Here is a 26977-nt window from a genome sequence, read left to right on the forward strand (position 1 = left end):
ATAGTGGACATTGGAAAAAACACGAGTGTTTTAAACCGATGATTCCTATAGGGGGTGTTTTTCGTTATGGCAAAAATGGGGCAAAAGTTTACGAATTATAGTCATGAAATCAAGATGGAAGCAATTCGCTTGTACATGGAGGAAGGATGGTCTAATCGAAAGATAATGGAACATCTAGGGATCCCAGACAGAGGCCGAGTCACTACATGGACAAAGAAGTTCAAGCAGTTGGGTGAATTCGGCTTATTGGATCAGAGAGGTCGACGTGACGAATACATGGATCAAAATCGATATGTCCAAAAATTAGAGAGGGAGAATTCGATGCTAAAAAAGTGTTTACAAATTTGGATGCGGGAGGTGTCCAAGAGAAGTACAATGCCATCGTGAAATTGACTGAGTGGTACCATGTAACAGAGTTATGTAAGCTATTCGGGGTCTCTAGAAGTGGATTCTATGCTTACAGAAAGCGGAGTTCACAAGACAAAGACCTTGTAATTAAGGAGTTCATTCAAAAGATCTATAGCAAATATGATGGGAAATACGGATATCGTCAAACGCAGCTCTTTCTACTTCAAGACTACAAGATATGGGTTAACCACAAAAAGGTCCTACGCCTCATGCAAGAGATGGGACTACGCTCCCGAGTACGCCGTAAACATCGATGCAACTATGCTTCTTCTATAGGGACACGTGTAGTTGAAAACTTATTGCAACGGAAATTTCATGCCAACTTACCGAATCAAAAGTGGGTTACTGACGTAACCCAATATCGTATCGGAGATACATGGTTGTACCTGTCTGCCGTCAAGGATTTGTTTAATAACGAAATCGTGGCCTACCATCTAGCGCAGCGCAATGACAATGATCTTGTTTTGCAGACTTTCAAGAAAGCCTTTCAAAATAAAGAGGACATGTCTGGACTGATCGTTCACAGCGATCAGGGATTCCAGTACACGTCCTATGCGTATCACGACATGCTGCCAAAGGTTGGAGCCCAAATCAGCATGTCACGCCGAGGCAATTGTTACGACAATGCCTCTATGGAGAGCTTCTTCTCGCATCTCAAAACGGAAGCGCTCTACCCTTATGATATCCGAACAGTAGACGAGGCACAAAGGAGAATTGAGGAATATATCCATTTTTACAACTCTACGAGGCCACAAAGAAAATTAAACAAGCTGACGCCGATTGAGTACCGGCGCCAGCTTGCTGCTTAGCTCTTTTTTTAGTGTCCACTAAATGGGGTCTTGACCAAGCGGGTGCTGCGTCTTTTCGTTGATAGCTTTATTCCTCTACTGTCATTTTGGGTGGGACGCGCAATTGGCTTGCTTGTTCATACGCATACGCGAAGCGAATCAAAGCAGGCTCAGAGAAGGCTGTGCCGGTAAAGACCACACCAAAAGGCTTGCCCGATGACGTGTAGCCAGCGGGTACCGTGACGGAAGGATAGCCTGCCCGTGCCGCAATCCCATAGCCTTGAACGCTTGGGAACAGGATGGAGTCCAGATCGTGCTCCTTTAGGACAGCATCAATGCCTTTTCCCTGAGACATTTCCAGATCTAACACGCGTTGGTTCAGATAAGCTGCCTCAGTCAGTGTTCCACTAGTAGCATCAGCGCGCTCAAGCAAGACTTGGCCAAAGCACAGGGCTTGTTCTTCGTGCTCACGATTGAATGCAATCACATCAGACAACGTACGGATTGGGTAGGAAGCAGGAAGCGTCTTTAAGTACGCGTTTACGCCTGATTTGAATTCATGCAGGAGTACGTTTGGTCCCCATTCTGTATTTTCACAAGGAAGCGTTACAGCGTCGATGACAGTTGCGCCTGCTGCTTTCAATTGGGCGATTGCTTCCTCGTACAGACTTTTTTCTTCTTCCTCGCATTTCTCCAGATAGTGCGAGCGGATGATTCCAATCCGTACCCCTTTCAGTCCATCTTTATCTAAGAATGGCTGGTAGTCAGAATGAGCGAGACCGACACTTTTGCCTGTGACTGGATCCTGCTCGTCTACACCAGTGAGAGCACCCAGTAGGATAGCCGCATCTTCTACCGTGCGAGCCATGGGGCCAGCTGTATCTTGACTAGTCGAGATCGGAATAATACCGCGACGGCTGATCAGGCCAACTGTCGGTTTTATTCCGACCACTGAGTTGCGGATAGAGGGATGGAGAATCGAGCCGGATGTCTCTGTACCGACAGCTACTACCGCAAAGCCCGAAGCGATGGCTGATCCTGATCCTGAGCTGGATCCTCCGACGTCAAAGTGGCCAGGGCCGTATGGATTGAGCACTTGTCCACCACGGGAGCTGTAGCCATTTGTCATATGGTCGGACATGTAGTTCGCCCATTCAGTCATGTTCGTTTTCCCTAAAATAATGGCTCCTGCTTCGCGAAGGCGAGTAGCCACGAACGAATCGGCAGAAGCATAGGAGTCTGCAAGTGCGAGCGAACCAGCCGTCGTATGCATTTGATCATGAGTAGCGATATTGTCCTTGATCAGGACAGGAATGCCGTGAAGTGGTCCACGGCTGCCTTTTTCTGACCGTTCTCGATCGAGTGCTTCGGCGATATGCAAGGCATCCGGGTTGACCTCACTAATGGCATTGACTGCGATCCCTTGTTTGTCGAATTGCGCAATCCGTTTCAAAAAGGTGAGGGTTAATTCCCGCGAAGTAGTGGTTCCTTGTTCCATTGCTTGTTGCCATTCACGTATCGTTGATTCATGGTTGAGGTCCATGGTATCCCGCCTTTTCATTCAGTTTTGATAGTTTCTATTTTACTAAATAGTAGGGACATTGTAACGGTGGAAACCTCCAAACAAACGACGACGCTATCTGGCACAAACAAAAAAGCTGACTCCGTGAAGGAATCAGCTTGGGCATTTCTTAGGCGTTGTTAGCTGCTGCCTGCAGTTTTGCTTTTTCTCCTGCTTCAACGAAACGATTGCGAGGATGCTCGCGGCATTCGTCCGAGCAGGAGCGCTTAAATGTTTGTTCACATTCTGTGCAGCAGAAGTGCTGCTTGTTGCAGAATGGGTTCGCGCAGTTTACATAGCGGTCTTCGACTTTCCCGCAGTAATGGCAGCGTCCGATGACGACATCTTCTTCCGTGTGATTGATCGGGACAGAGATGCGCTCGTCAAATACGTAGCATTTGCCATCCCACAAGCGGCCCTGTACCTCCGGATCTTTTCCGTAAGTAACGATTCCGCCGTGCAGTTGGTACACGTTCTCAAAGCCTTGGTCGAGGAGAACTCCTGTCAGTTTCTCGCAACGAATCCCGCCTGTGCAGTACGTGAGGACTTTCTTATCCTTGAACTGACTCATGTTATCGCGGATCCAGTCAGGAAACTCGCGGGAGGAGTCCACTTCTGGGCGAATCGCGCCACGGAAGTGACCGAGGTCGTATTCGTAATAGTTGCGGCCGTCCAGGATCACGATGTCATCTTGCTGCATCAATTCGTAGAACTCTTTTGGATTCAGATATTGACCCGTTTTTTCGTTCGGATCTACATCGTTTTCCAAGCGCCACGTGACAAGCTCTTTTTTCGGGCGAACAAAGATCTTTTTAAACGCGTGCTCATCCGACTCATCTATTTTAAACCACATATCCGCGAAACGCGGGTCTTTGCGTACGTATTCCATGTAAGCGTCTGTCTGTTCGATGGTACCGGATACCGTTCCGTTAATACCTTCTGGAGCGACGACAATCCGTCCCAAGAGGCCGTTATCCTTGCAATATTGCAGATGCTCCGCTGCATACTCTTCGTAATTTTCAATAGGAGTATACTTGTAATACAACAGAATGCGATATGGTTTTTGTACTTGCAATGTACAATCCACCCTTTCTTTAACCAATATTGATTTTTTCATGCAACGGTGATTATAACATATTGAAAAAAGTGATGCGTAGAAAATGAAAGGGAATTGTGAGCTTTTTATGAAAAAACGACTGTTTATCTGTGAAAAACGTCTCGACGTTTTTCATAAACGTGGATGTGGCCGCATGCGGTCAAACAAAACGGTCATGACCGTTTTGTTTCCTTGCTGGAAGGAGTGACTTCTTGTAAACTATGTAAGGATGATAGGTGAAAAGAGGAGAGACATATAATGAACATGACAAGTGATCGCGTAACCGCTCAGGTGAAAATAAAAAAACTCCATCCCGATGCAGTGATCCCCCAGTACGCTCGTGCGATGGATGCAGGATTTGATTTGGTGGCGGTAGAGGACGTCATTATTGCCCCAGGACAGTCTGCCAAAGTGCCAACGGGTTTGGCATTTGCCTTGCCAGAAGGCTTTGAACTACAAGTCCGTCCACGCTCCGGTATCAGTGCCAAAACAAAGCTCCGCCTTTCGAATTCACCAGGAACCGTCGATGCTGGTTATCGCGGTGAGGTGTGTGTCCTTGTTGACAATATCCGTATTCCAAGCCAGGAGCGTACAAACGTATGTCTGGATGCAAGTGAGAAAGAAACGACAGTCGAGCAGGTAGTCGATAGCAACAGCTATCTGATCAAAAAAGGCGACCGCATAGCGCAAGGCGTCATTGCAATTGTTCCAATCGCTCTGTTTGAAGTGGTGGATGAGCTGGATGAAACAGAGCGGGGTGCTGGAGGATTTGGTAGCAGCGGTATCAAAGGATAAGCGTCATAGATAAAGGAAGCAACAATAGCCCCTTCCCCCATATTCGGTGCTCGGACCGCAGGGAGGAAAGGGGCTTTTTCATTCGTTTTTACACTTTTGCGGTTAAAAACCGATCGATGCGCGACTGATCCTCTTCAGTGAGGGATCGGCCATCTGCTTTTACAAACACACAAGCGCCGTACACCCAATCCAAATATCCATCAGAAGTGATAGGGAAGTTGTTTGCTTCTACTCCTCTTGCATCTTCGTTCACAATGAGGGAGATCCCCTCGAGATGATCGTCTGCCACTACCTCATAATCCCCTTCGACCAGATCCTGCAGATCATCCATTCCTTCTACTTCCGCAGCGACAGCTGGTTCATGCGGGCGCTTTACATATACGGTAATCATGTACCATCACTCCTCTTTCTTCATCATAACCGATACGGCGATTAGACGCGACAGGACAACGGATGGGGTATCGTTCACTGGATATCCTAATGGGGATTACTGTTGAGGGGACATGGACATGAACTTAGTGACAGGGAAGTTGTATTGGCCAGAAACACTGCCTAATCCAACCCGGTATCCTGAACTCTCCGCGGATATGATGTGCGATGTTGTCATTGTCGGCGGAGGTGAAGCGGGAGCGTTATGCGCATATTATTTAATGCAGCATGATGTAGACATTGTACTGGTGGATAAGCGTCAGATTGCTCAAGGCAGCAGCAGTGCCAATACGGGTCTGCTGCAATTTGCCAACGACAAATCATTAACCTCATGTATGCATTCTTTTGGAGAAGAAAAAGGGGTCCGATTTTATCAATTGTGCAAACAAGCGGTGGATCAACTGGAAGGGATATCGCAGTCGATCGGTATTTTTCCTGATTATAGGAGACGAGATTGCCTCTACTACGCAAGTCAGACAGACGACATAAAAGCGTTGCAGCTTGAATATCAGAACTTGAAAAAGCACGGATTTCCCGTCCGTTACTTGGAACAGACAGAAGTAGAAAAGCGTTTTTCTTTTTCAAAGTCTGGGGCCATTTATTCAACTGGCGATGCAGAAATCAATCCGTACAAGTTGGCCAATGGAATCATCGAGGATGCAACACGCAAAGGTACGCGTGTCTTTAATCATACAGAGATTGTGAATTATAAGGTTGAGGCTGGAGACACGGTAATTCTCACGAAGAAAGGGAATCGAATTCGATGTAAGAGGGTTGTCTTTGCTACGGGATACGAGACTCAGACCATGAAACGAAACCCAAATGCGATCTTGTCCACCAGCTCAGCTATTGTCACCAATCCGGTGGAGGCGTTTCTCGGGTGGCCAGGTACCTGTCTGATCTGGGAAACGGCCCGCCCTTATTTGTACATACGTACCAGTTGGGAAGGTCGCATTATCGTAGGCGGATTGGATGAACCCAATGTTGAACCGCAAAAGAGAGATGCATCCCTATTGGGTAAACGCGATCAACTACTTAAAAAGGTACAAGAGCTTTTCCCGCAGATTCCACTTCAGGCAGACTACTACTGGTCTGGTACCTTTGCTGGGACTCATGACGGGTTACCTATTTTTGGGGAACAGGATGGATATCCGAACTGTCTATTTTCTCTCGGCTACGGCGGGAATGGAACTGTGTATGCTACGATCGGAGGGCAGATTATCGCTGATATGATTCTCAAAGGGAGTCATCCGGATGCGGAACTCTTTTCATTTCAACGCAGCGAACACGAAACCGTACCTATGTAATTTCGTTCGGAAAGCGGCTTGTCAATGGTGACAACCCGTTTTCTTTTTTAGTACTTAGTTCCTAATTCTGAAAATATGGTTAGAGTGTGACAAAGAAAGGAGGTGAAACATTTGGCTTCCAAGTTTTTGAAAATTGCCACTGTTTACTTTGTTCTCGCCATTATTTTGGGGATCGTAATGGGAATTACCAAAGCATTTCAGTACGCTTCAGTTCATGCACATCTTAATCTCGCGGGGTGGGTCACACTTGCGATCATTGGATTAATATATCGAGCTTATCCACAAGCAGCCCAAAACAAGCTGGCTACTTGGCATTTTTGGCTGCACAACATTGGTCTACCGCTCATGCAAGGCTGTTTGTTCTTAATGATCCTAACCGGCACAGAGTCTTTCGTCGTAGGGACAATTATAGGGTCATTAGTATTGGGACTTGGCATCGTATTTTTCTTCATTAATGTGTGGAAAACGGTAAGAGACTAGACGGAAAAGTTGTGAGTAACCAGTGTATCTTGGGATTCTCCCGGGTACGCTGGTTTTTTCGTTAAGGATACTCGAAGGTACAACGTGCATAGAAAGAGTTGGAATGAGTCAAGATAGTCCTATCTTCTTACAGGAGAAGGGGGATCAGCCTATGCAAAAGAGCATGCAGAAGAGACGTGCGATGAAGACGTCCGAACCTCTGTATCCCACACTCCTCAAGACAATTCAACAAGCGTTTCAACTGAAGAAAAACCCTCTTCCATGGCCAAAGGCTATCACTGCTGGCATTTGTTCGGGCATCCCGGTGTTGATGGGGCTCTCGGCAGGAAATTTGCAGTACGGGATGCTTGCTGGTATCGGAAGCTTTTCCTATTTGTATGTCGCCAATATACCGTACGCCCAGCGAGCGAAAAAGCTGTTCTTCGTCATGGTTGGTCTAGCCTTGGCAGTAGGACTGGGTACATGGGTCGCTCCACACCCGCTCACATCAGCATTCCTCGTTGGATTGATCGGTGCGATGGTCACGTTCCTCTTTGGAGCCTACAAAGTCCAGGGACCTGCGGCTATTTTTTTTGTCCTAGCTTTCTCCTTGTCTACTGGGATGCCACTCGATCCGTCTGCCGCTCTTCTGCGTACAGGGCTCGTTTTTCTAGGAGGAGCCCTGGCTTGGATCCTGGGAATGATGGGATGGGTACGCAATCCACATGGTCCAGAGACGACCGCCGTGAGACTTGTTTATCAGGAGCTTGCTGCTTATATCGATTCTGTGGGAAGCAGAAAAGCACAAGAGGGAAGGCAAAGGCTTGTACCTGTACTGAAAGCAGCAGAAGAGACCCTTTCAGCAGGTCAAGTACCGTGGCAAAGCTCCGGGCAATATCAAAGGTTGCTGTTGTTAAATGATCAAGCGAACGCGATTTTTCTCGACGTACTGGAATATTCGGAAAAAACGGGGGATAGGCTCCCACCACAGATTGGGCGTTCGGTTCGTTCCATTGCCGGATCCTTGAATGAGAAGAGGAAGAGGAAAGATTGGCACATACAGGTGGAGGAGACGGAAGAGGAGGACAAAACCATACAGCGACTTCAAGCCAACGTACGTGAGGCAAACGATATATTGTCTGATCCTTTCCCGCCGGAACCATCACAGAATGAGAAAAGACTGTCTCTTTGGGCAGTTCTCGGTGGTTCCTTTGATAAAAACTCGATCGTATTTCTTACTGCGATCCGCTACGGCTTGATTCTCACAGTAGCAGCGATTGTTGCTTACTCGTTCGAATTGAATCGGTCATACTGGGTCACCTTATCCTGCGCTGCTGTCATGTCAGGGGCGACGATCATCGCCACCTTTCACCGGGCGATCCAACGATCAATTGGCACACTCGTTGGGATTATGGTAGCGACCATTATTTTGGCTGCACAGCCTCACGGATTGATCATTGCGGTTCTCATTATGCTTTTGACAGCACTAACTGAGCTTGCCATTGTTCTCAACTATGGCTTAGCTGCCTTTTTTATTACGCCAAACGCACTGATTCTGGCAGATAGCATGGGGCAAAACCACAGCCTGTCGTTCTTTGCTTCCGCGAGAATGACGGATGTCATCATAGGTTGTGTGATTGGCCTGGTGGGGACGCTACTGATCGGTAGACGAAAGGCATCGAGCCTTCTCCCGCATCTCATTGCCAAAACGATCCGGAGCCAACAGCAGTACTTGTTGACGCTGTTCTCTGATCACAGAAAGAACTTAGAACTCAAACAATCGCTGGAACGAAGAAAAATGCAGACGAATCTCAGTAACTTAAAAATCGTATATACGACAGCTACTGGCGAGATTCCAAGCAATAAAACGAAGCTGGAATACATGTGGCCCGTCATTTTCTCCATCGAGCAGGTCGGATATTTGCTCGAGTCTAGCCTGAAATCCTCACGCTGTCCCATTTTACCCGACACGACGCTCTCTCAGCTGTTACTCGTCTTTGAGACTATGGCCAAATCGGCCGAACAAAAGATACCGCTGGGGAAGAAACAGATTCCGGAAATAAACGGATTTCCTCAGTTGGAAAAAGAAATCCGAGAATTACAGGACGCTCTGCAAATGAGTAGCAAGGCTTAGCATCACAAGCCCTTCCGTATCGGAAGGGCTTTTTTGCGCAAGTCGAGTGCCCAATTTTGCAACATAGCTAAATGACCCCCGAACTTAGCCTACCTTTTGGGCATAGTGTAGATGGAAATATCGTTGACAGGAAGGAAAAGGAAGGTATAATTCTAAATAGCTAAGTAATCCGATTAAATAAGTGTGAATTAAAAGGAGTGAAGAATGTTACATGAGCAAGACGCCTATCACGATCCAAGCGTTGTGGAAACAAATCGGGTTCATCGCAATAGCAGCTGCTATCGGTGGATGCTCGGCAGCAACGAGTACGACTCCTAGTACTGGCAAAGATCAATCAACGGAGGCAGGTGCTGCTCCAGCTGTTGAGTTATTAAACGTTTCCTACGACCCTACCCGCGAGTTTTATCAGGATGTGAACAATGAATTTGCTACGGAATGGAAGCAGAAAACGGGGCAGACTGTTACGATCAAGCAATCCCATGGCGGGTCTGGGAAGCAATCTCGTTCAGTGATTGATGGCTTGGAAGCGGATGTGGTGACACTCGCGTTGGCGTACGATATCGATGCGATGGCCGAGCGCGGATTGATTCCCGCCGATTGGCAAAAGAAGCTGCCGGACAATAGCTCACCGTACACCTCCACGATCGTCTTTCTCGTGCGTAAAGGAAATCCAAAGCAGATTAAAGATTGGGACGATTTGATCAAGCCTGGTATTTCAGTCATTACTCCGAATCCGAAAACATCTGGCGGTGCACGTTGGAATTACTTGGCCGCATGGGGCTATGCTCTGGAAAAGAACAACCATGATGAAGCAAAAGCCAAGGAGTTCGTGACCAATCTGTTTAAAAATGTACCTGTGCTTGACTCCGGTGCGCGGGGTTCAACCACGACCTTTGTTGAGCGTGGGATTGGGGATGTCCTGATCGCATGGGAAAACGAAGCCTATCTTGCGGTCAATGAGCTGGGGAAAGACAAGTTTGAAATCGTGAACCCGTCGCTCAGTATTCTGGCTGAACCCCCAGTTACCATCGTAGACAAATATACGGATAAGCATAAGACGAGAGAAGTTGCCGATGCGTATTTGCAGTTCTTGTACAGTAAAAAAGGGCAAGAGCTGGCAGCCAAACATTCCTACCGTCCACGTGATAAAGAAGTGCTCAAAGCCCATACCCCAGCTTTTCCTGAGATCAAGCTGTACACGATTGACGAATGGTTTGGAGGATGGACAAAAGCTCAAAAAGATCATTTCTCCGATCAAGGCATCTTCGACCAGATTTACAAGCCATAACCACTCTTAACCATCAGAGGAGTTATCTCCATGAGAAAATCATTGCGCAACAGAGGGTTTCTGCCTGGCTTTGGCATGACCATGGGCTACACCATCATTTACCTAAGCCTGTTAGTGCTCATCCCTCTGTCTGTCTTGTTTTTAAAGGCCTCGACGATGAGCTGGGAACAGTTCGTCGGAACGATCCTCGATACCAGGGTGCTCGCTTCGATCCGCGTAAGCATCTTGTCCTCCTTCTTTGCTGCCTGTGTCAACGCGGTATTTGGGGTACTCGTGGCGTGGGTGTTGGCTCGCTATCAGTTTTTTGGGAAGCGCATCATTGATGGAATCGTCGATCTTCCGTTTGCTTTGCCAACGGCAGTCGGAGGGATTGCCTTGACCTCGATTTATGCAGAGAATGGCTGGCTCGGACAGTATTTAGCCGAGTGGGGGATCAAGGTCGCGTATACTCCGTTAGGCATCTGGGTCGCCCTGACTTTTATCGGTCTACCCTTTGTGGTTCGTACGGTGCAGCCTGTCTTGCAAGACTGGGATCTCCAAATGGAGGAGGCAGCTGCCACGCTAGGCGCGACACGGTGGAGTACGTTCATTCGCGTCATTTTGCCTCATTTGCTACCTGCGATTATCACTGGATTTGCGCTCGCATTTGCTCGTGCACTGGGTGAGTATGGCTCTGTCGTGTTTATATCTGGGAACATGCCGCTAAAGACGGAAATTGTCCCCCTGTTGATCATGACGAAGCTGGAGCAATTTGACTACGCTGGAGCAACTGCAATCGCGACGGTCATGCTGGTGGCTTCCTTCGTGATGCTGCTCATCATCAACTACCTGCAATGGAGAATCAACAAATTTGATGCCGCTCGATAGGAGGTGCCATGCGTGAAGCATTTGACCGAGCCACGCTATATACGCTGGTTACTAATCGGCCTTGCTCTGTTATTTCTCGCGCTGTTTCTGATCTTGCCGCTCATCGCTGTGTTTACGGAAGCGTTCAAGCAGGGAGCACAAGTATTCGCTGCTTCCATCGCAGAGCCTGAGACATTGTCTGCTGTGAAACTGACATTGTTTGTTGCGGCCATCAGTGTGCCTCTCAATGTAACGTTTGGGATTGCGGCAGCCTGGGCCATCGCCAAATTTTCCTTCCGTGGTAAAAATGTGTTGCTCACCCTGATTGACCTGCCCTTTGCTGTATCGCCTGTTATCGCCGGACTTATTTTTGTCCTGTTGTTCGGGAGTCAGGGGATCTTGGGACCTTGGTTAGAGGCAACAGACATCAAAATCATTTTCGCCGTTCCTGGCATTGTGCTGGCGACGACCTTCGTCACTTTTCCTTTCGTTGCCCGAGAATTAATACCGATCATGGAAGCGCAAGGAAAAGACGAGGAAGAGGCAGCTGTATCTCTGGGCGCAAGCGGATGGAAAACATTCCTTCGTGTGACGCTACCCAATGTGAAATGGGGACTCCTGTACGGCGTTATTTTGTGTAACGCTCGTGCGATGGGCGAGTTTGGGGCGGTATCTGTCGTCTCCGGCCACATTCGGGGAATGACCAATACGCTGCCACTGCATGTGGAAATCTTGTATAACGAGTACCAGTTTGCTGCCGCCTTTGCCGTGGCCACACTCCTCGCTGTACTTGCGCTCGTCACGTTAATCGTCAAGAGCTTGATCGAGTGGAAGACGGAGAAACAGCACAGCGTGGAGGAAGAGCAACACCACTACGAGGGATCAGGAGAGAGAGCCGTATGAGTATAGAGGTCGTCAACATTACCAAATCGTATAAAAACTTTACGGCGTTGAGTGACGTCAGCCTGCAAATACCCGAGGGTGAGCTGGTAGCTCTGCTGGGCCCGTCCGGATCTGGGAAAACGACCTTGCTGCGTTTAATTGCGGGTCTTGAGCAGCCAGAGCAAGGAAGTATTCTATTTAACGGGGAAGACAATACCGATCGCGACGTGCGGGAGCGGCGCGTTGGTTTTGTGTTTCAGCACTATGCTTTGTTTCGGCACATGAATATCTTTGACAACATTGCGTTTGGTTTGACAGTACGTTCACGCAAGACTCGTCCGAGCAAGCAGGAAATTCACGAACGGGTGCATTCACTTTTGAAGCTGGTGCAGCTCGAGGGACTGGCACACCGTTATCCCTCACAGCTGTCTGGTGGTCAGCGTCAACGCGTTGCCTTGGCTCGTGCACTAGCGGTAGAGCCCAAGTTTTTGCTGCTCGATGAGCCGTTTGGCGCGCTTGATACAAAGGTCAGACAGGAGCTGAGGCGGTGGCTGCGCCATTTGCACGGCAAGCTCGGCCTGACCATTTTGTTCGTCACACACGATCAGGAGGAAGCGATGGAGCTGGCGGATCAGGTAGTGGTCATGAACGAAGGCAGAGTCGAGCAGGTAGGCTCACCTGAGGAGATCTACAACCGCCCCGCCAATCCGTTTGTCTACAGCTTTCTAGGGCGCGTGAACCTGTTTCACGGGAGAATCCGTGATGGGAAGGTACAGCTGGGCGAGGCAGAATTTGAAACACAGTGGGGGCAAAAAGCGGGAGAGTATCCAACGATCGGATATATGAGACCGCATGATGTGGAAATCTCATTGGTCCCACAATTGGGCCAGTCTGTCAAAGCGCAAATCAGGCATATTTCGTTGCTCGGTCCGATTATACGACTCGATCTAAAGAGGTTGGACACTGAAGAAGTGTTTGAGGCCGAGCTGACTCGCCAACGCTTTATGGAGCTGCAGCTCGAGGAGAACAGCATGGTATACGTTACGCTGCACAATGTGTCCTTTTACGTGGATTCACAGCCTGCGATGACTCCGGCTCCCATGCTCGTACCGCTGAGAGTCAGTATGTAAAGAAAACGGAACGAACCGGACTGCTTTTTGAGCAATCCGGTTCTTCTTGTGTCCGATACGGCCTTACTCGCCGCGTTGTTTCGAACGTGTTTCTTCTTTTCCGACTGTCGTGGAAGAGCGGGTCTGCGAAGGATTCTCCTTGTTGCCCATTTCGTTTTTTACGCCGTTTTTCTTGGACATTCTCCCTACCTCTTTCTTACATGCTGGAATGGAAGTTCTGTGCTAGCTTTCCCAGATTTCCTTTCTTCTATTGATAAAAGCGGCTTTGCTTTTTGCATTATGAGGCTAACTCTGATAAGATAAGTGTTTGAACGATTCAAAAAAGGCAGGTATTGCGACGATGATAAGCACTCAGAACGTGACGCTGCGCTACGGCAAGCGCGCACTGTTTGAAGATGTATCCATTAAGTTTACCCCGGGTAACTGTTACGGCCTCATCGGCGCGAACGGTGCGGGTAAGTCCACATTTGTTAAAATTCTCTCCGGAGAGATCGATCCGACCAGTGGACATGTCTCTATCACACCAGGCGAGCGGATTGCGGTATTGAAACAAAACCATTTCGAGTTTGACGAATTCGAAGTGTTGAAGACCGTTATCATGGGTCACAAAAGACTCTATGAGATCATGGAAGAAAAAACGGCGCTCTACATGAAAGAAGACTTCTCTGAAGCGGACGGCAACCGCGCATCCCAGCTGGAAGGGGAGTTCGAGGAACTGAACGGTTGGATGGCGGAGGCTGATGCTGCGAGCCTCTTGATCGGTCTAGGCATCACGACAGATTTGCACGACAAGCAAATGAAAGATCTGTCCGGTACTGAGAAAGTTCGCGTACTCCTGGCACAAGCGTTGTTCGGAAATCCACACGTTTTGCTTCTTGACGAGCCGACGAACCACTTGGACATCGAGTCCATTCGCTGGCTGGAAAACTTCCTGGCGGATTATGAGAACACCGTTATCGTGGTATCCCATGACCGTCACTTCCTGAACAAAGTGTGCACGCACATCGCCGATATCGACTTCGGCAAAATTCAAATGTACGTAGGGAACTACGACTTCTGGTACGAGTCCAGCCAATTGGCACTGAAAATGGTTCGTGATCAGAATAAGAAAAAAGAAGAAAAAATGAAGGAACTGCAAGAGTTTATCGCGCGTTTCTCTGCCAATGCTTCCAAGTCCAAGCAGGCGACTTCGCGTAAAAAGCTGTTGGAGAAAATTACGTTGGATGACATTCGTCCGTCCAGCCGCAAATATCCGTTCATCAACTTCAAGCCTGAGCGCGAAGCAGGGAAAAACCTGCTGCAAATTGAGGGCCTGAGCAAAACCGTCGAAGGGGAAAACCTGTTTGATAAGCTGCACCTTGCTATCAATAAAGGGGATAAGATCGCATTTGTCGGACCGAACGAGATGGCAAAAACTACGTTCTTCCAAGTTTTGATGGGTGAAGTGCAACCGGATAGCGGTACATTCGAGTGGGGCGTTACCACTTCCCAAGCGTACTTCCCAAAAGACAATTCCGAGTACTTCGATACAACGCTCAGTCTGGTTGACTGGCTCCGTCAATACTCCAAAGAGCAAGACGAGACCTTTATTCGCGGATTCCTGGGACGCATGCTGTTCTCTGGGGATGAAGCCCTGAAAAAAGCGAACGTTTTGTCCGGGGGAGAAAAAGTTCGTTGCATGCTGTCCAAAATGATGCTGGCAAGCGCAAACGTCCTCATCATGGACGAACCGACGAACCACTTGGACCTCGAATCCATCACCGCATTGAACAACGGAATGATCGACTTCGAAGGCACGCTGCTGTTCGTATCACATGACCATCAATTCGTACAAACAATCGCAAACCGCATCATTGAGTTCACGCCAAAAGGAGTCATCGACAAAATGATGACCTACGATGAATACTTGGAGAGCGATGAAATCAAGCGTCTTCGCGATGAGCACTACGCGTAAGCCTACCTGCGTATGATTAGAAAACTTGGCTTTGCCAAGCCTTTGTGCTGGTGAAGCACTAGTTGCACTTATACTATCTACCTTAGATTTTTAATACTTTCAGATAGTATAAAAAGCCCTTGACCACGTTGCAAAAATCGTGAGTCAAGGGCTCTTTTGTTTTGGTTACGATGGTGTTTCCTCGATGAATTCTAGTTTGTGTAAAAATGCTTCTTTGCTCGTAAAAATGAGCCGTTCCTTTCTAGGGACCGTAAAATACACCACGATGTACTGATCATCTACATATTCAACGATGCCCCGTTTTTTCGGTCGTTCGATTGTCTTCACCGATTTGTTCAACCAATCGTCCATGCGTACTTTCCTCCTGCTCGTTACATGCTCCCATTATATCAGACTCGGGCATGACGCCCAATTGTATGTACAGTCAGCGCGATGCGAAATAACAGTTGATCCTGTCCATTCTCGGGGTGTAGTCCTGTCAACTCGCGAATGAGCTGGAGCCGATATTTAATCGTATTTTTATGGACGAAGAGTCGGGTAGCTGCATCCACATGATTTCCGTCCGCTTGTAGAAAGACATGCAACGTTTGCAGCAGCTGTCCGTTTTTTTCTGCATCATATTGTGTAATTTTACCCAAGCATTCCTGGGCCAGCACTTTCGCCTCAGAGTTCGGTTGCTCGGCAAAAAGAATCCGTTCGAGAGCAAGCTCACGATAATGCTGGATATGAAAGGAGGGAAAGCCCGGCGTCAAATGTGCGTAGCGATGCGCTTGCAGAGAGGTGCGTAAGCTGATTTGTGCTTCTCGATAGCTCTGAGGGATCCCTGTCCAACCGAGATGACATCGCCCGACACCAATAGAAACGGGATAAGTTCTGTACGACGGCAGGACGCTCATCAACCAGTCGATCTGTTCTTCCACAGAAGCAGATTCTTTGGACTCTGTAGGAACGAGCAACAAAATATGATTATCACGGTCGAGTCCAGAGAGAATACTCCGTACGGTTTTGGAAAGGGCTCTGTTGATCATTTCCAGTAGCGAATGATTCTCCTTCCACGAGGTTATGCTCGTCTGGTCATTCACATCAACGCTGATCGCGACAGCGACATAGTGATCATGGATTTCCCAGCCTACTTCTTCGGCCCTGCGTGTAAGTACATCCTCGGGACCCGCATGTCCACTGACAAGCCAGTGCAAAAAATCGTTGCGAAAGCGCTGATACGTCTCGCTTACTGTTCGTTGCCGCTCCATTTCGAGGGAGAGGAGAGCTGCGCTTTGCTCGATGGCGACCTTCTCCCATCCATGCAAGTCACGATGCAATTCTTTGAGCAGGATTCCGCCCTGTATGTGCTGCCCCAAATGGAGCCATCGGACATATGAGCCATTCTCGAGCGGTACGAGAGGTTGTTTTAACAAGGAAAGGGGAGACTGCTGTCCGCACTGCTTGTCAATCCAATCGAGATCGGGAAAGAGAGCAGCTGTTGGGGAAGCCCATTTCCAGCGTAGTGAGGGGGAATAGACGCATACAGGCGTCTGAAGAATCTCCTGGAGCAGATAAGCAAGTTCTCTTACGGGCGCACCCGACGTCAAATGCTGGTGAAATCGTTCGTAGATGGCATGGGTCTGGTCAAGCTCCGTTCGCTGCTTGTCATTGATGTAGCGAACGACTGGGACGATCACGTCCGACCAAGCTTTTTCCATGGGAAAAGAGAGGATGGGCATTTGCTTGCGGACGGCGTGCTGGGTGACGGCGTCTGGTAGCGATTCAATATAACGTCCCAGCTTGATCGATAGGCCGGGTGTTCCTACTTCGTACAAGGAGTCGATGAGTCGAATTAAACCAGCTTCGTTCGGTTCTTTTTGGGCGATGAAAGGAAACCCGGTCGTCAAAACAAATTCTCCAGGTCGAAGCCACCTGTGTCCATCGGGTGAGTCAAAGGAAGTGACCCCCTGCAGTTCCTTGTCCAAAAAAGCCTCGCCTGCGAGCACGGCATGTTCATCAAAACCTCCGACTGCAATCAATTCGCGCACCGTGATCATGCGACGCCTCCTTTTCGTTCTCGGTTTATCGTAAATGGACAAAGAGTAGACAGCTTTTCTGGTAAATCGAACAAAGGAAAAGAGCGAATCTTTCGATAATCTTAGATTACATGTCCCGTTGGTATGTCTGCAATGGGACAAATTGAACAAAACAGGGGGATTTGCATGAAAGCTAGAGACTGGCTGGGCGTACTTCCGTTCGTTGGGATGCTAGGAGGCATACCGTTTGTCAATCAAGTAGAACCGTATGTGCTCGGTATGCCATTTGTCCTGTTTTGGATCGTGCTGTGGGTCGTTCTGACTTCGGTCATCATGGCTATTGTGAACCGATTGGATCCCGCTACGCGAGAGGAGGAGAACAACGGATGAATATTGCCTTAATCATCATTTTTGCCGTTCTTCTGCTGGCGATTTACTCCGGCATTCGTGCTCAAAAGGGGAAAGACATGAATATGGAGCAGTGGTCCGTTGGTGGCAGAGGATTTGGCTCTATCTTCATTTTCCTGCTCGTAGCTGGCGAGATTTACACCACCTTTACGTTCCTCGGCGGCAGTGGCTGGGCTTACTCCAAAGGGGCTCCATCCTATTACGTCCTGTCTTATATTGCTCTCGCTTACGTGATTTCCTACTGGCTCTTGCCGCCGATCTGGCGCTATGCCAAACAGCATAGACTTGTGTCTCAATCCGATTTTTTTGTCAGCAAATACAATAGCCCGATTCTCGGTATTTTGGTTGCGGCAGTGGGTGTCATCGCAATCATTCCGTATCTGGTCTTACAGTTTAAAGGCCTTGGCATCATCGTCTCCGAAGCATCCTATGGTTCGATAACTCCAGCGGCAGCCGTATGGATTGGTGTGATCGGTGTCACGATCTACGTCATGATTTCGGGCATTCATGGTTCAGCGTGGACCGCAGCCATCAAAGATATTTTGATCTTCTTCGTGGTGGTCTTTATGGGTCTGTATTTGCCGTATCACTATTACGGCGGGATCCAGCCCATGTTTGAAGCGGTGGAATCCGCCAATCCAGGGTTCCTGAAGTTTCCGGATGAAGGCTTGAGTGTCTCCTGGTACATCTCCACGGTGTTGATCACGGTTTTTGGCTTTTACATGTGGCCGCATACCTTTGGCTCTGTCTTTTCTGCAAAAAACGCGAATGTGTTTCGCAAAAATACGGTGATGCTGCCGCTTTATACGATCATGCTCCTGTTCGTGTTCTTCGTGGGTTTTACGGCGATCCTGCAAGTTCCTGGATTGAAAGGAGCGGATGGCGACCTTTCGTTGCTGCGGTTGTCTTTACAAACGTTTGATCCATGGATCGTTGGCGTTATTGGTGCGGCTGGATTACTGACTGCACTCGTACCAGGCTCGATGCTCCTGATGACAGCGGCTACTCTGCTGGCAAAGAACGTCTACAAGGTCATGGCTCCAGACGCTTCCGAAATGCGCATTGCTCGTGTCGCCAAATTGCTGGTTCCCGTCATATCGCTGATCTCGCTGTACTTTACGTTGAGTGGAGGGGATACACTCGTTACGTTGCTACTGATGGGCTACAGCTTGGTCACACAGTTATTTCCCGCGTTACTGTTCAGTCTCCGGCCACAGCCTTGGGTGAATAAATACGGAGCTTTCGCTGGCATTTTAGCAGGTGTGCTGATGGTGGCGTATGTCACCGTTTCCAAAGTGACGATCGCTACGGTATTTCCAGACTGGCCAGCAGCCATAAAAGATTTGAACGTCGGTGTCGTTGCCTTGCTCGTGAATATCCTCGTGATGTTTGGAGTGACGCTGGTGACCCGAATCATATTCGTACCGAGCCGACAGACAGCAACCTCAGAGGGATCATCGACGATTTAAAAGAAAGCACAGACATTTGAAAAGGATGAAGGAGGCAATCACATGGCAGATACAGTGTTTCTCAATGGACAGGTAATTACAGTGGATGCAGATAATTCGGTAGCGGAGGCAGTGGCCGTCAAAGACAACCGCATCGTTGGAGTAGGTACCAACGCAGAAGTGGAGCGATTCATCACAGCACAGACCAGGGTGATTGACTTGCAAGGAAAGAGCCTGCTTCCGGGCTTCATCGATGCGCACTTGCATATCACCATCTATGGCACAAACAAGCTGGGAGTCGATTGCAAAGCGCGATCGATCACTTCGATCAGCGAGCTGCTTGATGCTCTCAAAGAACAGGCACAACAGACTCCAGTGGGGGAGTGGGTCAGGGCATGCGGCTTCGACGAAAGTCTCATGATGGAGAAACGCTACCCGACGATCGCTGAACTGGATGAGATTTCAATCGAGCATCCGATTTTTGTCATGCGAACATGTGCGCATCATTCGATTGCGAACAGCGTGGCGATGGCAATCGCAAGATACGACAGGGATACGCCAGATCCACAGGGAGGACGGATCGATCGAGATGACAGTGGTGCATTGACTGGATTTCTGGTAGAAACTGCACATATGAAGATGTTTGAACTTGCTGCTTTTACGGAAGCGGAGTACAAGCAGGGACTTCGCCTGGCTTCAGAAGATTTTGTCGCACATGGGATCACGAGTGTACATGACGCAGGTGGCTACGGACCGGACAACTATCGGGCTATGCAAAAAGCAGTGCAAGAAGGGGATGTAAAAGTAAGAATTTATGCAATGATATGTGCGCTCAATCAGTCGGAAGATTTCGTCCGCAAGATGATCGATGCAGGTATGGTAACCGGTACAGGGGACGAACGCTTTCGGATCGGTCCAGCCAAAGTGTTTACGGACGGTGCCAGCATTGCACCAACCATGGCGATGAGAGAACCATTCGACAGCCGACCGGATGATTGTGGAATTCTCTACTATGAACAGGACGAGTTGAATACGATTTTGGGAGAGGCTCATGCAAAGGGCTTCCAGATTACCGCGCATGCTCAGGGCGACCGGGCGATAGAGATGCTCCTCAATTGCTACGAAGCAGCACTGGCGGCTCATCCACGTGAAAATCATCGACATCGGATTGAGCATGCGGGTGTATCAGCTCCTGATTTGATCGAACGGATGGCTAGAATAGGAGTAGTTCCGATTCCCAACCCCGCTTTTATTTACGACTACGGTCATACCTACGTGAAGAACATCGGGAAGCGCGTAGGCCATATGTTCCCGGCGAGAGACCAGATCGACAATTGCATCATTGCAGCCGGTGCATCCGATAGTCCGGTGACAAACTTCCAGCCTCTGATCGGGATTCATGCTGCGGTCAACCGTTTGAGCAAGACGGGTCAGGAAGTCGGTATTAATCAACGAGTAAGTGTCATGGAAGCGATCCGAATGTTTACCTGGAACGGAGCGTACGCCAGTTTTGAGGAAGGGGTGAAGGGAAGCATCGAGATCGGTAAATTGGCAGATCTGATCGTGATCGATGGAAGCATTCTCGATACGCCGAAAGACAAGATCAAGGATTTGCACGTGGAATTGACCATGATTGACGGGGAGTTAGTCTATCAAAAACAAGACGAGGAGGTCATGCAGTCTTGAACGTAAAAGCGAGGACACTCACGATAAATCAGGATCGACTGCAAAAACGGATTCAGGACTTGGCACAGATTGGGAGGATCGGTGAGACAGGAGTATGTCGCTTGGCATTGTCGCCGGAGGATCGGGCAGGAGTGGATCTGGTCCGTAGATGGATGGAAGAAGCGGGTCTTCAGACGCGTATCGATAACTTTGGCAATCTGATCGGGAGAATGGACGGACGAAATCCTGATGCTCCCCTCCTGTTAGTCGGTTCCCACATCGATTCACAGCCATATGGAGGACAATACGATGGCGTGATTGGCGTCCTGGGCGCGCTAGAAGTATTGCAGACCATGACGGAACAAGGTGTCATACCTGAACAAAGTGTGGAAGTGATCGCGTTTTGTGATGAGGAAGGATGCCGGTTTCAAAAAGGACTGTTCGGCTCTCGGGGCATTTTGAATCGTCTGGAATCAGGGGAGCTGGAGCGGACGGACAAGAATGGGGTGACTCGCAGGCAGGCATTGCTCGACTTTGGGTGTGATCCTGAAGGCCTCGAAGCTTCCGTATACCCGGAGGGAAGCATAGGAGCATTCCTGGAGCTGCATATCGAACAAGGGCCCATTCTCGATCGGGCAGGAGAAGCGATCGGCATTGTATCAGCCATTTCCGGGCCGTTGTGGTGGACGGTGGAGATGACAGGCTTTGCAGGTCATGCCGGCTCTGTTCCCATGAATATGCGTCAGGATGCCCTGCTGGGGGCGGCAAAAGTGATTATGGCGGTCAATGAATTGGCAAAGCTGGATCCTACAGCGCCTACAGTCGGAACCGTTGGGCATCTCGAGGTGTTCCCGGATTCGCGCAATATCATTCCGGAGAGAGTGAGATTCACAGTCGATCTGCGAGATATCAATCTGAAGCGGAGGAACGAGCGCGAGCAGTCTTTGCGTGAAGTCATCGAGCTGGCGGCGATGGAGGGCGGTCTGCAATACACGATTACTGAGGATACGAACAGTGATCCCCGTTATTGTGCTGCATGGATCAAAGACATCATCCGAGAAGAGAGCAAAACGATGGGTATCGACGCTCGTGAATTGATGAGCGGGCCTTTCCATGATGCATTGGCTTTGTCGTATGTATGTGATTACGGGATGATTTTTGTCCGGTGCAAAGACGGGATCAGCCATAACCCACAGGAATTTGCCTCCTATGAGGACGTAGCCCTAGGCACAGAGCTGTTGTACAAAACAGTCTTGCGTATCACAAATCCCTTGACATAATCAAAGATCAGATCACCCATCTTATCGAAAAGGTGGGTGATTTTTTGTACACTCATAAGCGAGACATTATGGTAGCTTTTTGCTATATTTTAGTCATACAAAAAAGAAGGAGTGTAGTGGCCTTGAAAATGCGTGTTTCCGCTGTGCAGTATCATCTGCATACCATACATAGCTTTGACGAATTTGCCCATCAGGTAGAGCACTACGTGAAAAACGCACAGGAGTACGATACCGAATTCCTGTTGTTCCCTGAGCTGTTCACTACACAATTGATGTCCATTGGTGACGAGCAGGGGAATGCTCTGCCTATTACAGCATTGCCTTCCTTTACGGAGCAATATGTTGAACTGTTTCGTTCTTTGGCAGCGAAATATGACATGCACCTCATCGGTGGAACCCATATTATCGAGGAAAACGGCAAGCTGTACAACACAGCTTTCCTCTTCTATCCTGATGGTCGCGTAGGTCAACAGAAAAAGATCCACATCACGCCTTGGGAAGTGAAAGGCTGGAATATGGGGGCAGGGGATTCCTTGCAAATCTTTGAAACGGATAAAGGGAAAGTAGCGATGATCATCTGCTACGATATCGAATTCCCAGAATGGGTACGGATCGCAAAAGCGAGAGGTGCCGACGTCATTTTCTGCCCGTCTTGCACAGACGATCGACATGCCTTCCATCGAGTACGGTATACAAGCCATGCACGAACCATTGAAAATCAGGTGTACGTCGTTCTGACAGGCACCGTGGGATCCTTACCAACAGTAGATTTCATGCGTGCCAATTTTGGACAGGCGGCTATCCTTACACCCAACGACGTTCCTTTCCCACCGCGAGGCATTCTGGCTGAAGGGGAAATCAACAACGACATGTTAGTCACGGCTGATCTGGATATCCAGCTGTTGTACGATGTGCGGGAAAAAGGCTCAGTCACCACCTGGCGAGATCGCCGTACTGACCTCTACACCGATTGGAAATAAATGTAATTCGGCAGGAGGACGAGGATGTACCGAAAAGAACTGTACGTGTTTGAAAAAGACAAGCCGCGCGCGGCAGTCGTCCGCAACTACACCGAGCAGGACTTTGACGAGTTGATTCAGATCCAGGCAGAAAGCTTTCCACCGCCATTCCCTTCCGAGCTGTGGTGGAATCGGGAGCAGTTGACGAACCACGTCACTTTGTTCCCGGAAGGTGCGATTTGCGTTGAAGTGGAAGGTGTACTTGCTGGCTCGATGACAGGGCTGCTAGTCACGTTTGATCCCGCCCATCCCGAGCACAAATGGGAAGAGATCACGGACAATGGCTACATCCGCAACCATAAACCTGATGGCGACACCTTGTATATCGTCGACATTTGTATACGCCCAAGCCACCGCAAGCTCGGATTGGGTCAGCTCATGATGCAGGCCATGTACGAATTGGTCGTGTATCGTGGGTTACAGCGACTGCTAGGCGGAGGTCGGATGCCAGGCTATGGTCGCCATGCGGATGAGTGGAAGCCTGAGGAGTATGTGAAGCGTGTCGTTGCAGGGGAAGTCAAGGACCCTGTCATCACCTTCCTTATGCGTTGTGGGCGTACCCCTGTGCAAGTCGTCGCGAACTATCTAGAGGATGAAGAATCACGGAATTACGCCACCCTGATGGAATGGAAAAATCCGTTTTTGCTCGGCTAGCCTGCGTATGGATTCACCCGGAAAGTGAAAATTGTCATTTTGAGGAGGACTTATTATCCATGGAATTCGTACGTATTCAACATATTGACAACCCGCTCTTTGCAAAAATGCACCGCTTGATGCAAGAGGTGTTTCCTCCCGAGGAAGTTCTGGATTACGAATTGTGGAGAGAGCCACTCGAAGATCCAGGCATCCGAGTATTTGTCGCCGTACACGAAGGAGAAGTAGTAGGCACCACCGAATATCGTTACTATTCGGACTTGAACGTTGCGATGACGGACTTTACTATCGTTGGACGTGAAGGGCTCGGTGTGGGCCGTTTTCTGGCGAGAGAGCGCCAAAAGGATTTGAACGCATTGGCAAAGGCAAACGGCAAAGAGCTGTACGGCATGTTTGCTGAAATCTACGATCCTTATCGGGTAGAAGAGCATGCATTCGGCGGAATTAAGCCGATGGACCCGTTTGTACGCCGTGAAGTCCTGTCCCATCTAGGCTACAAGCGCACAAATATCGCGTATGTCCACCCTTCCTGGCAAAATGACGGGGAAGCTGTAACTGGTCTGGATCTGGGCTTCATGCCAACTAACGAAGAGCAAACGACTTTGGAAGCTGACTTGATCGTTACTTTCCTCAAGCGCTACTACTCAGTACTACCGCAAAAGCCACAGGCTTGGCTGGATATGGTAGAGGGCTTGTCTGGAAAAGAATCGGTTGAGCTTTTGCCGATCTAAACAAACCTCACCGAAGAACCGACTCCTGTGGAGCTATCCAAAGAGCTTCATAGGAGTTTTTTGTTCCAAACACCAAACAGCAACCAGAGAGGAGTGACTCAAGTGAATGCTCAAAATGTGGCGACGATTCTCTTGTATCTGGCAGTCATTTTTCATCTGCTGGGCATGAGCGGATGGGTTGTTTCGACCATGGCACAACCGATTCAACTCGCGACACTCGCTTTATTGCTGACCGCCATATTCGTCCTGCGAAAAAAGAAGCGCAAAACAAAACGCCGTGCGCGCAAACCACCAATCGAGGTGACGACGATGCTTGATCGGGCAGAAGGTGGTGAGCCGGGCAAATGAGTAATGACAACATCCACATTCACGCTATCCTGGATGTATCCCACGACGGCATTATCTCCGTCGATCGAGACTATAGAATCACCTGAGTCAATAAAATCCCTTTCCACGTTGCATCGATCATCGCAGAGATGGCAGAGCGAGACAATCGACCTTTGCGTGTGGGAGACGTAGACGTATTTCATTTGCGAGAGCTTCGCAATGTAGTAGAGAATGGTTCTGTTAAGCAAAAACGATCAGGTGGTCCTGGATGACTTGTCTTTCTTCGCAAAAAAGCTCAATCAACGACTGCAATTCAGACCACGGGTAAAGGAAACGGATTTAATACGGAAGGTTTTGGCAGATACAAAGGGAAACCGAGGGGAAGCGGCGAAGATTTTGGGTATGGACCGGACGGCGCTATGGAGAAGGCGAGTGAACGTATTGTTGCATGTGCAACGATTGTTGTTGTTGCGATTGCAACATCTATGGTGCATTCCTCAACAGGCTCATTCGGGTTCATAGGCATAATTAACTGAAAATTTTAAACATACTGATTTGGCACGGGAGTTGCTTGTTCATTCTACTGCTACGGAAAATCACACACAAAGTGAGGGGAGCGCATGTCGAACCAACCTATTATTCGTGTCGAAGACGTCTCGTTTGCCTATCAGGTAAACCAGGATCAGCAAATTACCGTGCTCCAGAACGTCTCCCTCGAAGTCTTTCCCGGAGAGTATCTGGCGATCATCGGTCACAACGGTTCCGGTAAGTCGACACTTTCCAAGCATCTCAATGGCATCCTCACTCCACGCGAAGGAAAAGTCTTGGTGAACGGGGTTAATACGCGAGAAAAAGAGCGTATCCATGAAGTAAGAAGCCGTGTGGGCATGGTCTTCCAGCATCCTGACAACCAGATTGTGGCGACCATTGTGGAGGATGACGTTGCATTCGGTTTGGAGAATATCGGTGTTTCACCAGAGGAAATGAAGGCTCGTATTGATTTTGCTCTGGACGCTGTAGGGATGAGTGCCTTTCGTCATCGCCCACCCCATCACCTTTCCGGGGGACAAAAACAGCGTATCGCGATCGCAGGCATCCTGGCCATGAAGCCGCAATGCCTCGTTTTGGACGAAGCGACGAGCATGCTGGACAGCTACGGGAGGCAAGACATCTTAGCTGTCGTTCGCAAGCTGCACAGCGAGGGTATGACGATCGTAACCGTCACGCACCACATGTCAGAGGTTGCGGAAGCGGATCGTGTAGTCGTCATGGAAGGTGGCAAAATCGTGCTGCAAGGTACACCGCGCGAAGTGTTTTCCCATCAGGAAAAGCTGCGTGAGCTTCACCTCGACGTTCCAGATGCGAGCCGCATTGCTCAGTTGGTATATTCGGAATATCCAGCGTTTTCTCCTGATTTGATCCATAACGAAGAAGTCGTCGCAGAGGTCAATCGCGTGAATGTCCGAGAAGCGGAGGCGAGCGGTTCATGACACAGCTGATGGTAGACATCCAAAACTTGTCTCATATTTACATGCAAGGTACTCCGCTCGAGCATCGCGCACTGGACGGCGTCTCCTTGCAGGTAGAGCAGGGGGAATGCATGGCCATCATCGGTCATACAGGCTCAGGGAAATCGACGCTGATTCAGCATTTCAACGGTTTGATACGTCCGCAGTCTGGCAAAGTGGTTATTAGCGGACTGGACGTTTCCTTGCCGAAAGTCGATATGAAAAGCCTTCGTCGTCAGGTTGGGTTGGTCTTTCAAAACCCCGAAGACCAGCTGTTTGAAAAGCTGGTAGGTGACGATGTTGCGTATGGTCCTTTTAAAATGGGGCTGCCGCTAGATGAAGTGCGCCGCCGCGTGCACTGGGCGATGGAACTGGTAGGACTTTCTTTCGAAGATATGAGGGATCGTCCCACGTTCGCACTTAGCGGCGGGCAAAAACGAAAGGTCGCACTTGCTGGCGTTCTTGCTCTTCAGCCAAAGGTACTTGTGCTCGACGAACCGACGGCAGGGCTGGACCCCCTCTCACGCAAAGAACTTTTGGAGCGAATTCGCCATCTCAATCGGGAAGAAAATTTGACGGTCATTTTTGTCTCCCACAACATGGAGGAGGTAGCTCAGCTGGCTGACAGGGTCTACGTCATGGCGAACGGGAAGGCCGTATGCGATGGGACACCACGCCAGATCTTCGGCAATGAGGAACTGCTGCGCCAGCACCATATCGGGACGCCAGAATCTGTCGACATATTGTATAGGCTGCGTGAGGAAGGATATGGAATTAATCCAGAAGCGTTTTTGCCGGAAGAAACGGCTTACGAAATCTTGAAACTGCTCAAGCGCTAAGGA

The 26977-nt window shown here is 49.1% G+C and carries 27 protein-coding genes; 22 read left to right on the forward strand and 5 right to left on the reverse strand.

Annotated elements, in window-relative coordinates; translation table 11 throughout:
- Positions 1 to 114: 114 nt before the first annotated feature.
- Both AN963_RS06300 and AN963_RS06305 read left to right on the forward strand, forming a co-directional pair.
- Positions 115 to 387, forward strand: a complete 273-nt coding sequence (locus tag AN963_RS06300) for a helix-turn-helix domain-containing protein (protein ID WP_269084401.1) — start codon at positions 115 to 117, stop codon at positions 385 to 387.
- A complete protein-coding gene (locus tag AN963_RS06305) occupies positions 384 to 1217 on the forward strand; it encodes an IS3 family transposase (RefSeq protein WP_161827248.1) in 834 nt (277 codons plus the stop codon). Before AN963_RS06300 ends, AN963_RS06305 begins: the two co-directional genes overlap by 4 nt.
- Positions 1218 to 1284: 67 nt before the next feature.
- Here the strand turns inward: AN963_RS06305 and AN963_RS06310 are convergent, their stop codons facing one another.
- Positions 1285 to 2739 (reverse strand): amidase family protein, encoded by a 1455-nt coding sequence (locus AN963_RS06310; RefSeq protein WP_055743667.1) that lies wholly within the window; start codon positions 2737 to 2739, stop codon positions 1285 to 1287.
- Between the two features lie 148 nt (positions 2740 to 2887).
- The gene (gene trhO / locus AN963_RS06315) at positions 2888 to 3832 is read right to left on the reverse strand and encodes an oxygen-dependent tRNA uridine(34) hydroxylase TrhO (protein ID WP_055743668.1); all 945 of its coding nucleotides are present in this window, start codon (positions 3830 to 3832) and stop codon (positions 2888 to 2890) included.
- A 279-nt stretch (positions 3833 to 4111) separates the two neighbouring features.
- On the opposite strand from trhO, the gene dut reads away from it, so the two are divergent.
- A complete protein-coding gene (gene dut / locus AN963_RS06320; protein ID WP_055743669.1) occupies positions 4112 to 4648 on the forward strand; it encodes a dUTP diphosphatase in 537 nt (178 codons plus the stop codon).
- 88 nt (positions 4649 to 4736) lie between these two features.
- Here dut and AN963_RS06325 read toward each other — a convergent pair whose 3' ends face one another.
- Complete coding sequence (locus AN963_RS06325) at positions 4737 to 5039, reverse strand: DUF3846 domain-containing protein (RefSeq protein ID WP_055743670.1); 303 nt, start codon at positions 5037 to 5039, stop codon at positions 4737 to 4739.
- A 118-nt stretch (positions 5040 to 5157) separates the two neighbouring features.
- Here AN963_RS06325 and AN963_RS06330 point away from each other — a divergent pair, with 118 nt between their 5' ends.
- From AN963_RS06330 to AN963_RS06365, 8 genes are all read left to right on the forward strand, one after another.
- Positions 5158 to 6384 carry an NAD(P)/FAD-dependent oxidoreductase gene (locus AN963_RS06330; RefSeq protein WP_055743671.1) on the forward strand — a complete coding sequence of 409 codons (1227 nt, stop codon included), beginning with the start codon at positions 5158 to 5160 and terminating at the stop codon, positions 6382 to 6384.
- Between the two features lie 111 nt (positions 6385 to 6495).
- Positions 6496 to 6864, forward strand: coding sequence for a hypothetical protein (locus tag AN963_RS06335; protein ID WP_055743672.1), 369 nt, complete (start codon positions 6496 to 6498; stop codon positions 6862 to 6864).
- Positions 6865 to 7015: 151 nt separating this feature from the next.
- On the forward strand, positions 7016 to 8977 hold the full coding sequence (locus tag AN963_RS06340) for an FUSC family protein (protein WP_055743673.1): 1962 nt from the start codon (positions 7016 to 7018) through the stop codon (positions 8975 to 8977).
- 211 nt (positions 8978 to 9188) lie between these two features.
- Positions 9189 to 10265, forward strand: coding sequence for a sulfate ABC transporter substrate-binding protein (locus AN963_RS06345; protein WP_055743674.1), 1077 nt, complete (start codon positions 9189 to 9191; stop codon positions 10263 to 10265).
- 30 nt (positions 10266 to 10295) lie between these two features.
- On the forward strand, positions 10296 to 11132 hold the full coding sequence (cysT, locus tag AN963_RS06350; protein ID WP_055743675.1) for a sulfate ABC transporter permease subunit CysT: 837 nt from the start codon (positions 10296 to 10298) through the stop codon (positions 11130 to 11132).
- 12 nt (positions 11133 to 11144) lie between these two features.
- On the forward strand, positions 11145 to 12014 hold the full coding sequence (cysW, locus tag AN963_RS06355; protein WP_055743676.1) for a sulfate ABC transporter permease subunit CysW: 870 nt from the start codon (positions 11145 to 11147) through the stop codon (positions 12012 to 12014).
- On the forward strand, positions 12011 to 13123 hold the full coding sequence (locus AN963_RS06360; RefSeq protein ID WP_055743677.1) for a sulfate/molybdate ABC transporter ATP-binding protein: 1113 nt from the start codon (positions 12011 to 12013) through the stop codon (positions 13121 to 13123). Before cysW ends, AN963_RS06360 begins: the two co-directional genes overlap by 4 nt.
- Before the next feature lie 340 nt (positions 13124 to 13463).
- A complete protein-coding gene (locus tag AN963_RS06365; RefSeq protein WP_055744472.1) occupies positions 13464 to 15077 on the forward strand; it encodes an ABC-F family ATP-binding cassette domain-containing protein in 1614 nt (537 codons plus the stop codon).
- Between the two features lie 165 nt (positions 15078 to 15242).
- Here the strand turns inward: AN963_RS06365 and AN963_RS06370 are convergent, their stop codons facing one another.
- Together AN963_RS06370 and AN963_RS06375 are read right to left on the reverse strand one after the other, a co-directional pair.
- Complete coding sequence (locus tag AN963_RS06370; protein ID WP_055743678.1) at positions 15243 to 15428, reverse strand: hypothetical protein; 186 nt, start codon at positions 15426 to 15428, stop codon at positions 15243 to 15245.
- Positions 15429 to 15466: 38 nt separating this feature from the next.
- Entirely contained in the window at positions 15467 to 17116 is a 1650-nt protein-coding gene (locus AN963_RS06375) for a PucR family transcriptional regulator (RefSeq protein WP_055743679.1), read from the reverse strand.
- Positions 17117 to 17281: 165 nt separating this feature from the next.
- Between AN963_RS06375 and AN963_RS06380 the strand changes: the two genes are divergently transcribed.
- The 11 genes from AN963_RS06380 (at position 17282) to AN963_RS06430 (ending at position 26974) form a co-directional block, all read left to right on the forward strand.
- Positions 17282 to 17485: a DUF3311 domain-containing protein gene (locus AN963_RS06380; protein ID WP_055743680.1), complete on the forward strand. Its 204-nt coding sequence runs from the start codon at positions 17282 to 17284 to the stop codon at positions 17483 to 17485.
- Complete coding sequence (locus tag AN963_RS06385; protein ID WP_055743681.1) at positions 17482 to 18972, forward strand: sodium:solute symporter family protein; 1491 nt, start codon at positions 17482 to 17484, stop codon at positions 18970 to 18972. Before AN963_RS06380 ends, AN963_RS06385 begins: the two co-directional genes overlap by 4 nt.
- 42 nt (positions 18973 to 19014) lie before the next feature.
- Complete coding sequence (locus AN963_RS06390) at positions 19015 to 20637, forward strand: amidohydrolase (RefSeq protein ID WP_055743682.1); 1623 nt, start codon at positions 19015 to 19017, stop codon at positions 20635 to 20637.
- On the forward strand, positions 20634 to 21896 hold the full coding sequence (locus tag AN963_RS06395; RefSeq protein ID WP_055743683.1) for a M20 family metallo-hydrolase: 1263 nt from the start codon (positions 20634 to 20636) through the stop codon (positions 21894 to 21896). Before AN963_RS06390 ends, AN963_RS06395 begins: the two co-directional genes overlap by 4 nt.
- A 122-nt stretch (positions 21897 to 22018) precedes the next feature.
- Positions 22019 to 22876 (forward strand): carbon-nitrogen hydrolase family protein, encoded by an 858-nt coding sequence (locus AN963_RS06400; RefSeq protein WP_055744473.1) that lies wholly within the window; start codon positions 22019 to 22021, stop codon positions 22874 to 22876.
- A gap of 24 nt (positions 22877 to 22900) precedes the next feature.
- Positions 22901 to 23569, forward strand: a complete 669-nt coding sequence (locus AN963_RS06405) for a GNAT family N-acetyltransferase (RefSeq protein ID WP_055743684.1) — start codon at positions 22901 to 22903, stop codon at positions 23567 to 23569.
- A gap of 59 nt (positions 23570 to 23628) precedes the next feature.
- Positions 23629 to 24300 carry a GNAT family N-acetyltransferase gene (locus tag AN963_RS06410; protein WP_055743685.1) on the forward strand — a complete coding sequence of 224 codons (672 nt, stop codon included), beginning with the start codon at positions 23629 to 23631 and terminating at the stop codon, positions 24298 to 24300.
- Between the two features lie 102 nt (positions 24301 to 24402).
- Positions 24403 to 24648, forward strand: a complete 246-nt coding sequence (locus AN963_RS06415) for a hypothetical protein (RefSeq protein ID WP_055743686.1) — start codon at positions 24403 to 24405, stop codon at positions 24646 to 24648.
- A 210-nt stretch (positions 24649 to 24858) separates the two neighbouring features.
- Positions 24859 to 25149 carry a helix-turn-helix domain-containing protein gene (locus AN963_RS06420; protein WP_055743687.1) on the forward strand — a complete coding sequence of 97 codons (291 nt, stop codon included), beginning with the start codon at positions 24859 to 24861 and terminating at the stop codon, positions 25147 to 25149.
- A gap of 98 nt (positions 25150 to 25247) precedes the next feature.
- Positions 25248 to 26117: an energy-coupling factor transporter ATPase gene (locus AN963_RS06425; protein ID WP_055743688.1), complete on the forward strand. Its 870-nt coding sequence runs from the start codon at positions 25248 to 25250 to the stop codon at positions 26115 to 26117.
- A complete protein-coding gene (locus tag AN963_RS06430) occupies positions 26114 to 26974 on the forward strand; it encodes an energy-coupling factor transporter ATPase (protein WP_055743689.1) in 861 nt (286 codons plus the stop codon). The genes AN963_RS06425 and AN963_RS06430 overlap by 4 nt, the downstream gene beginning before the upstream one ends.
- Positions 26975 to 26977: the final 3 nt, after the last annotated feature.

This window comes from Brevibacillus choshinensis (genome assembly GCF_001420695.1).
Lineage (GTDB): Bacteria > Bacillota > Bacilli > Brevibacillales > Brevibacillaceae > Brevibacillus > Brevibacillus choshinensis.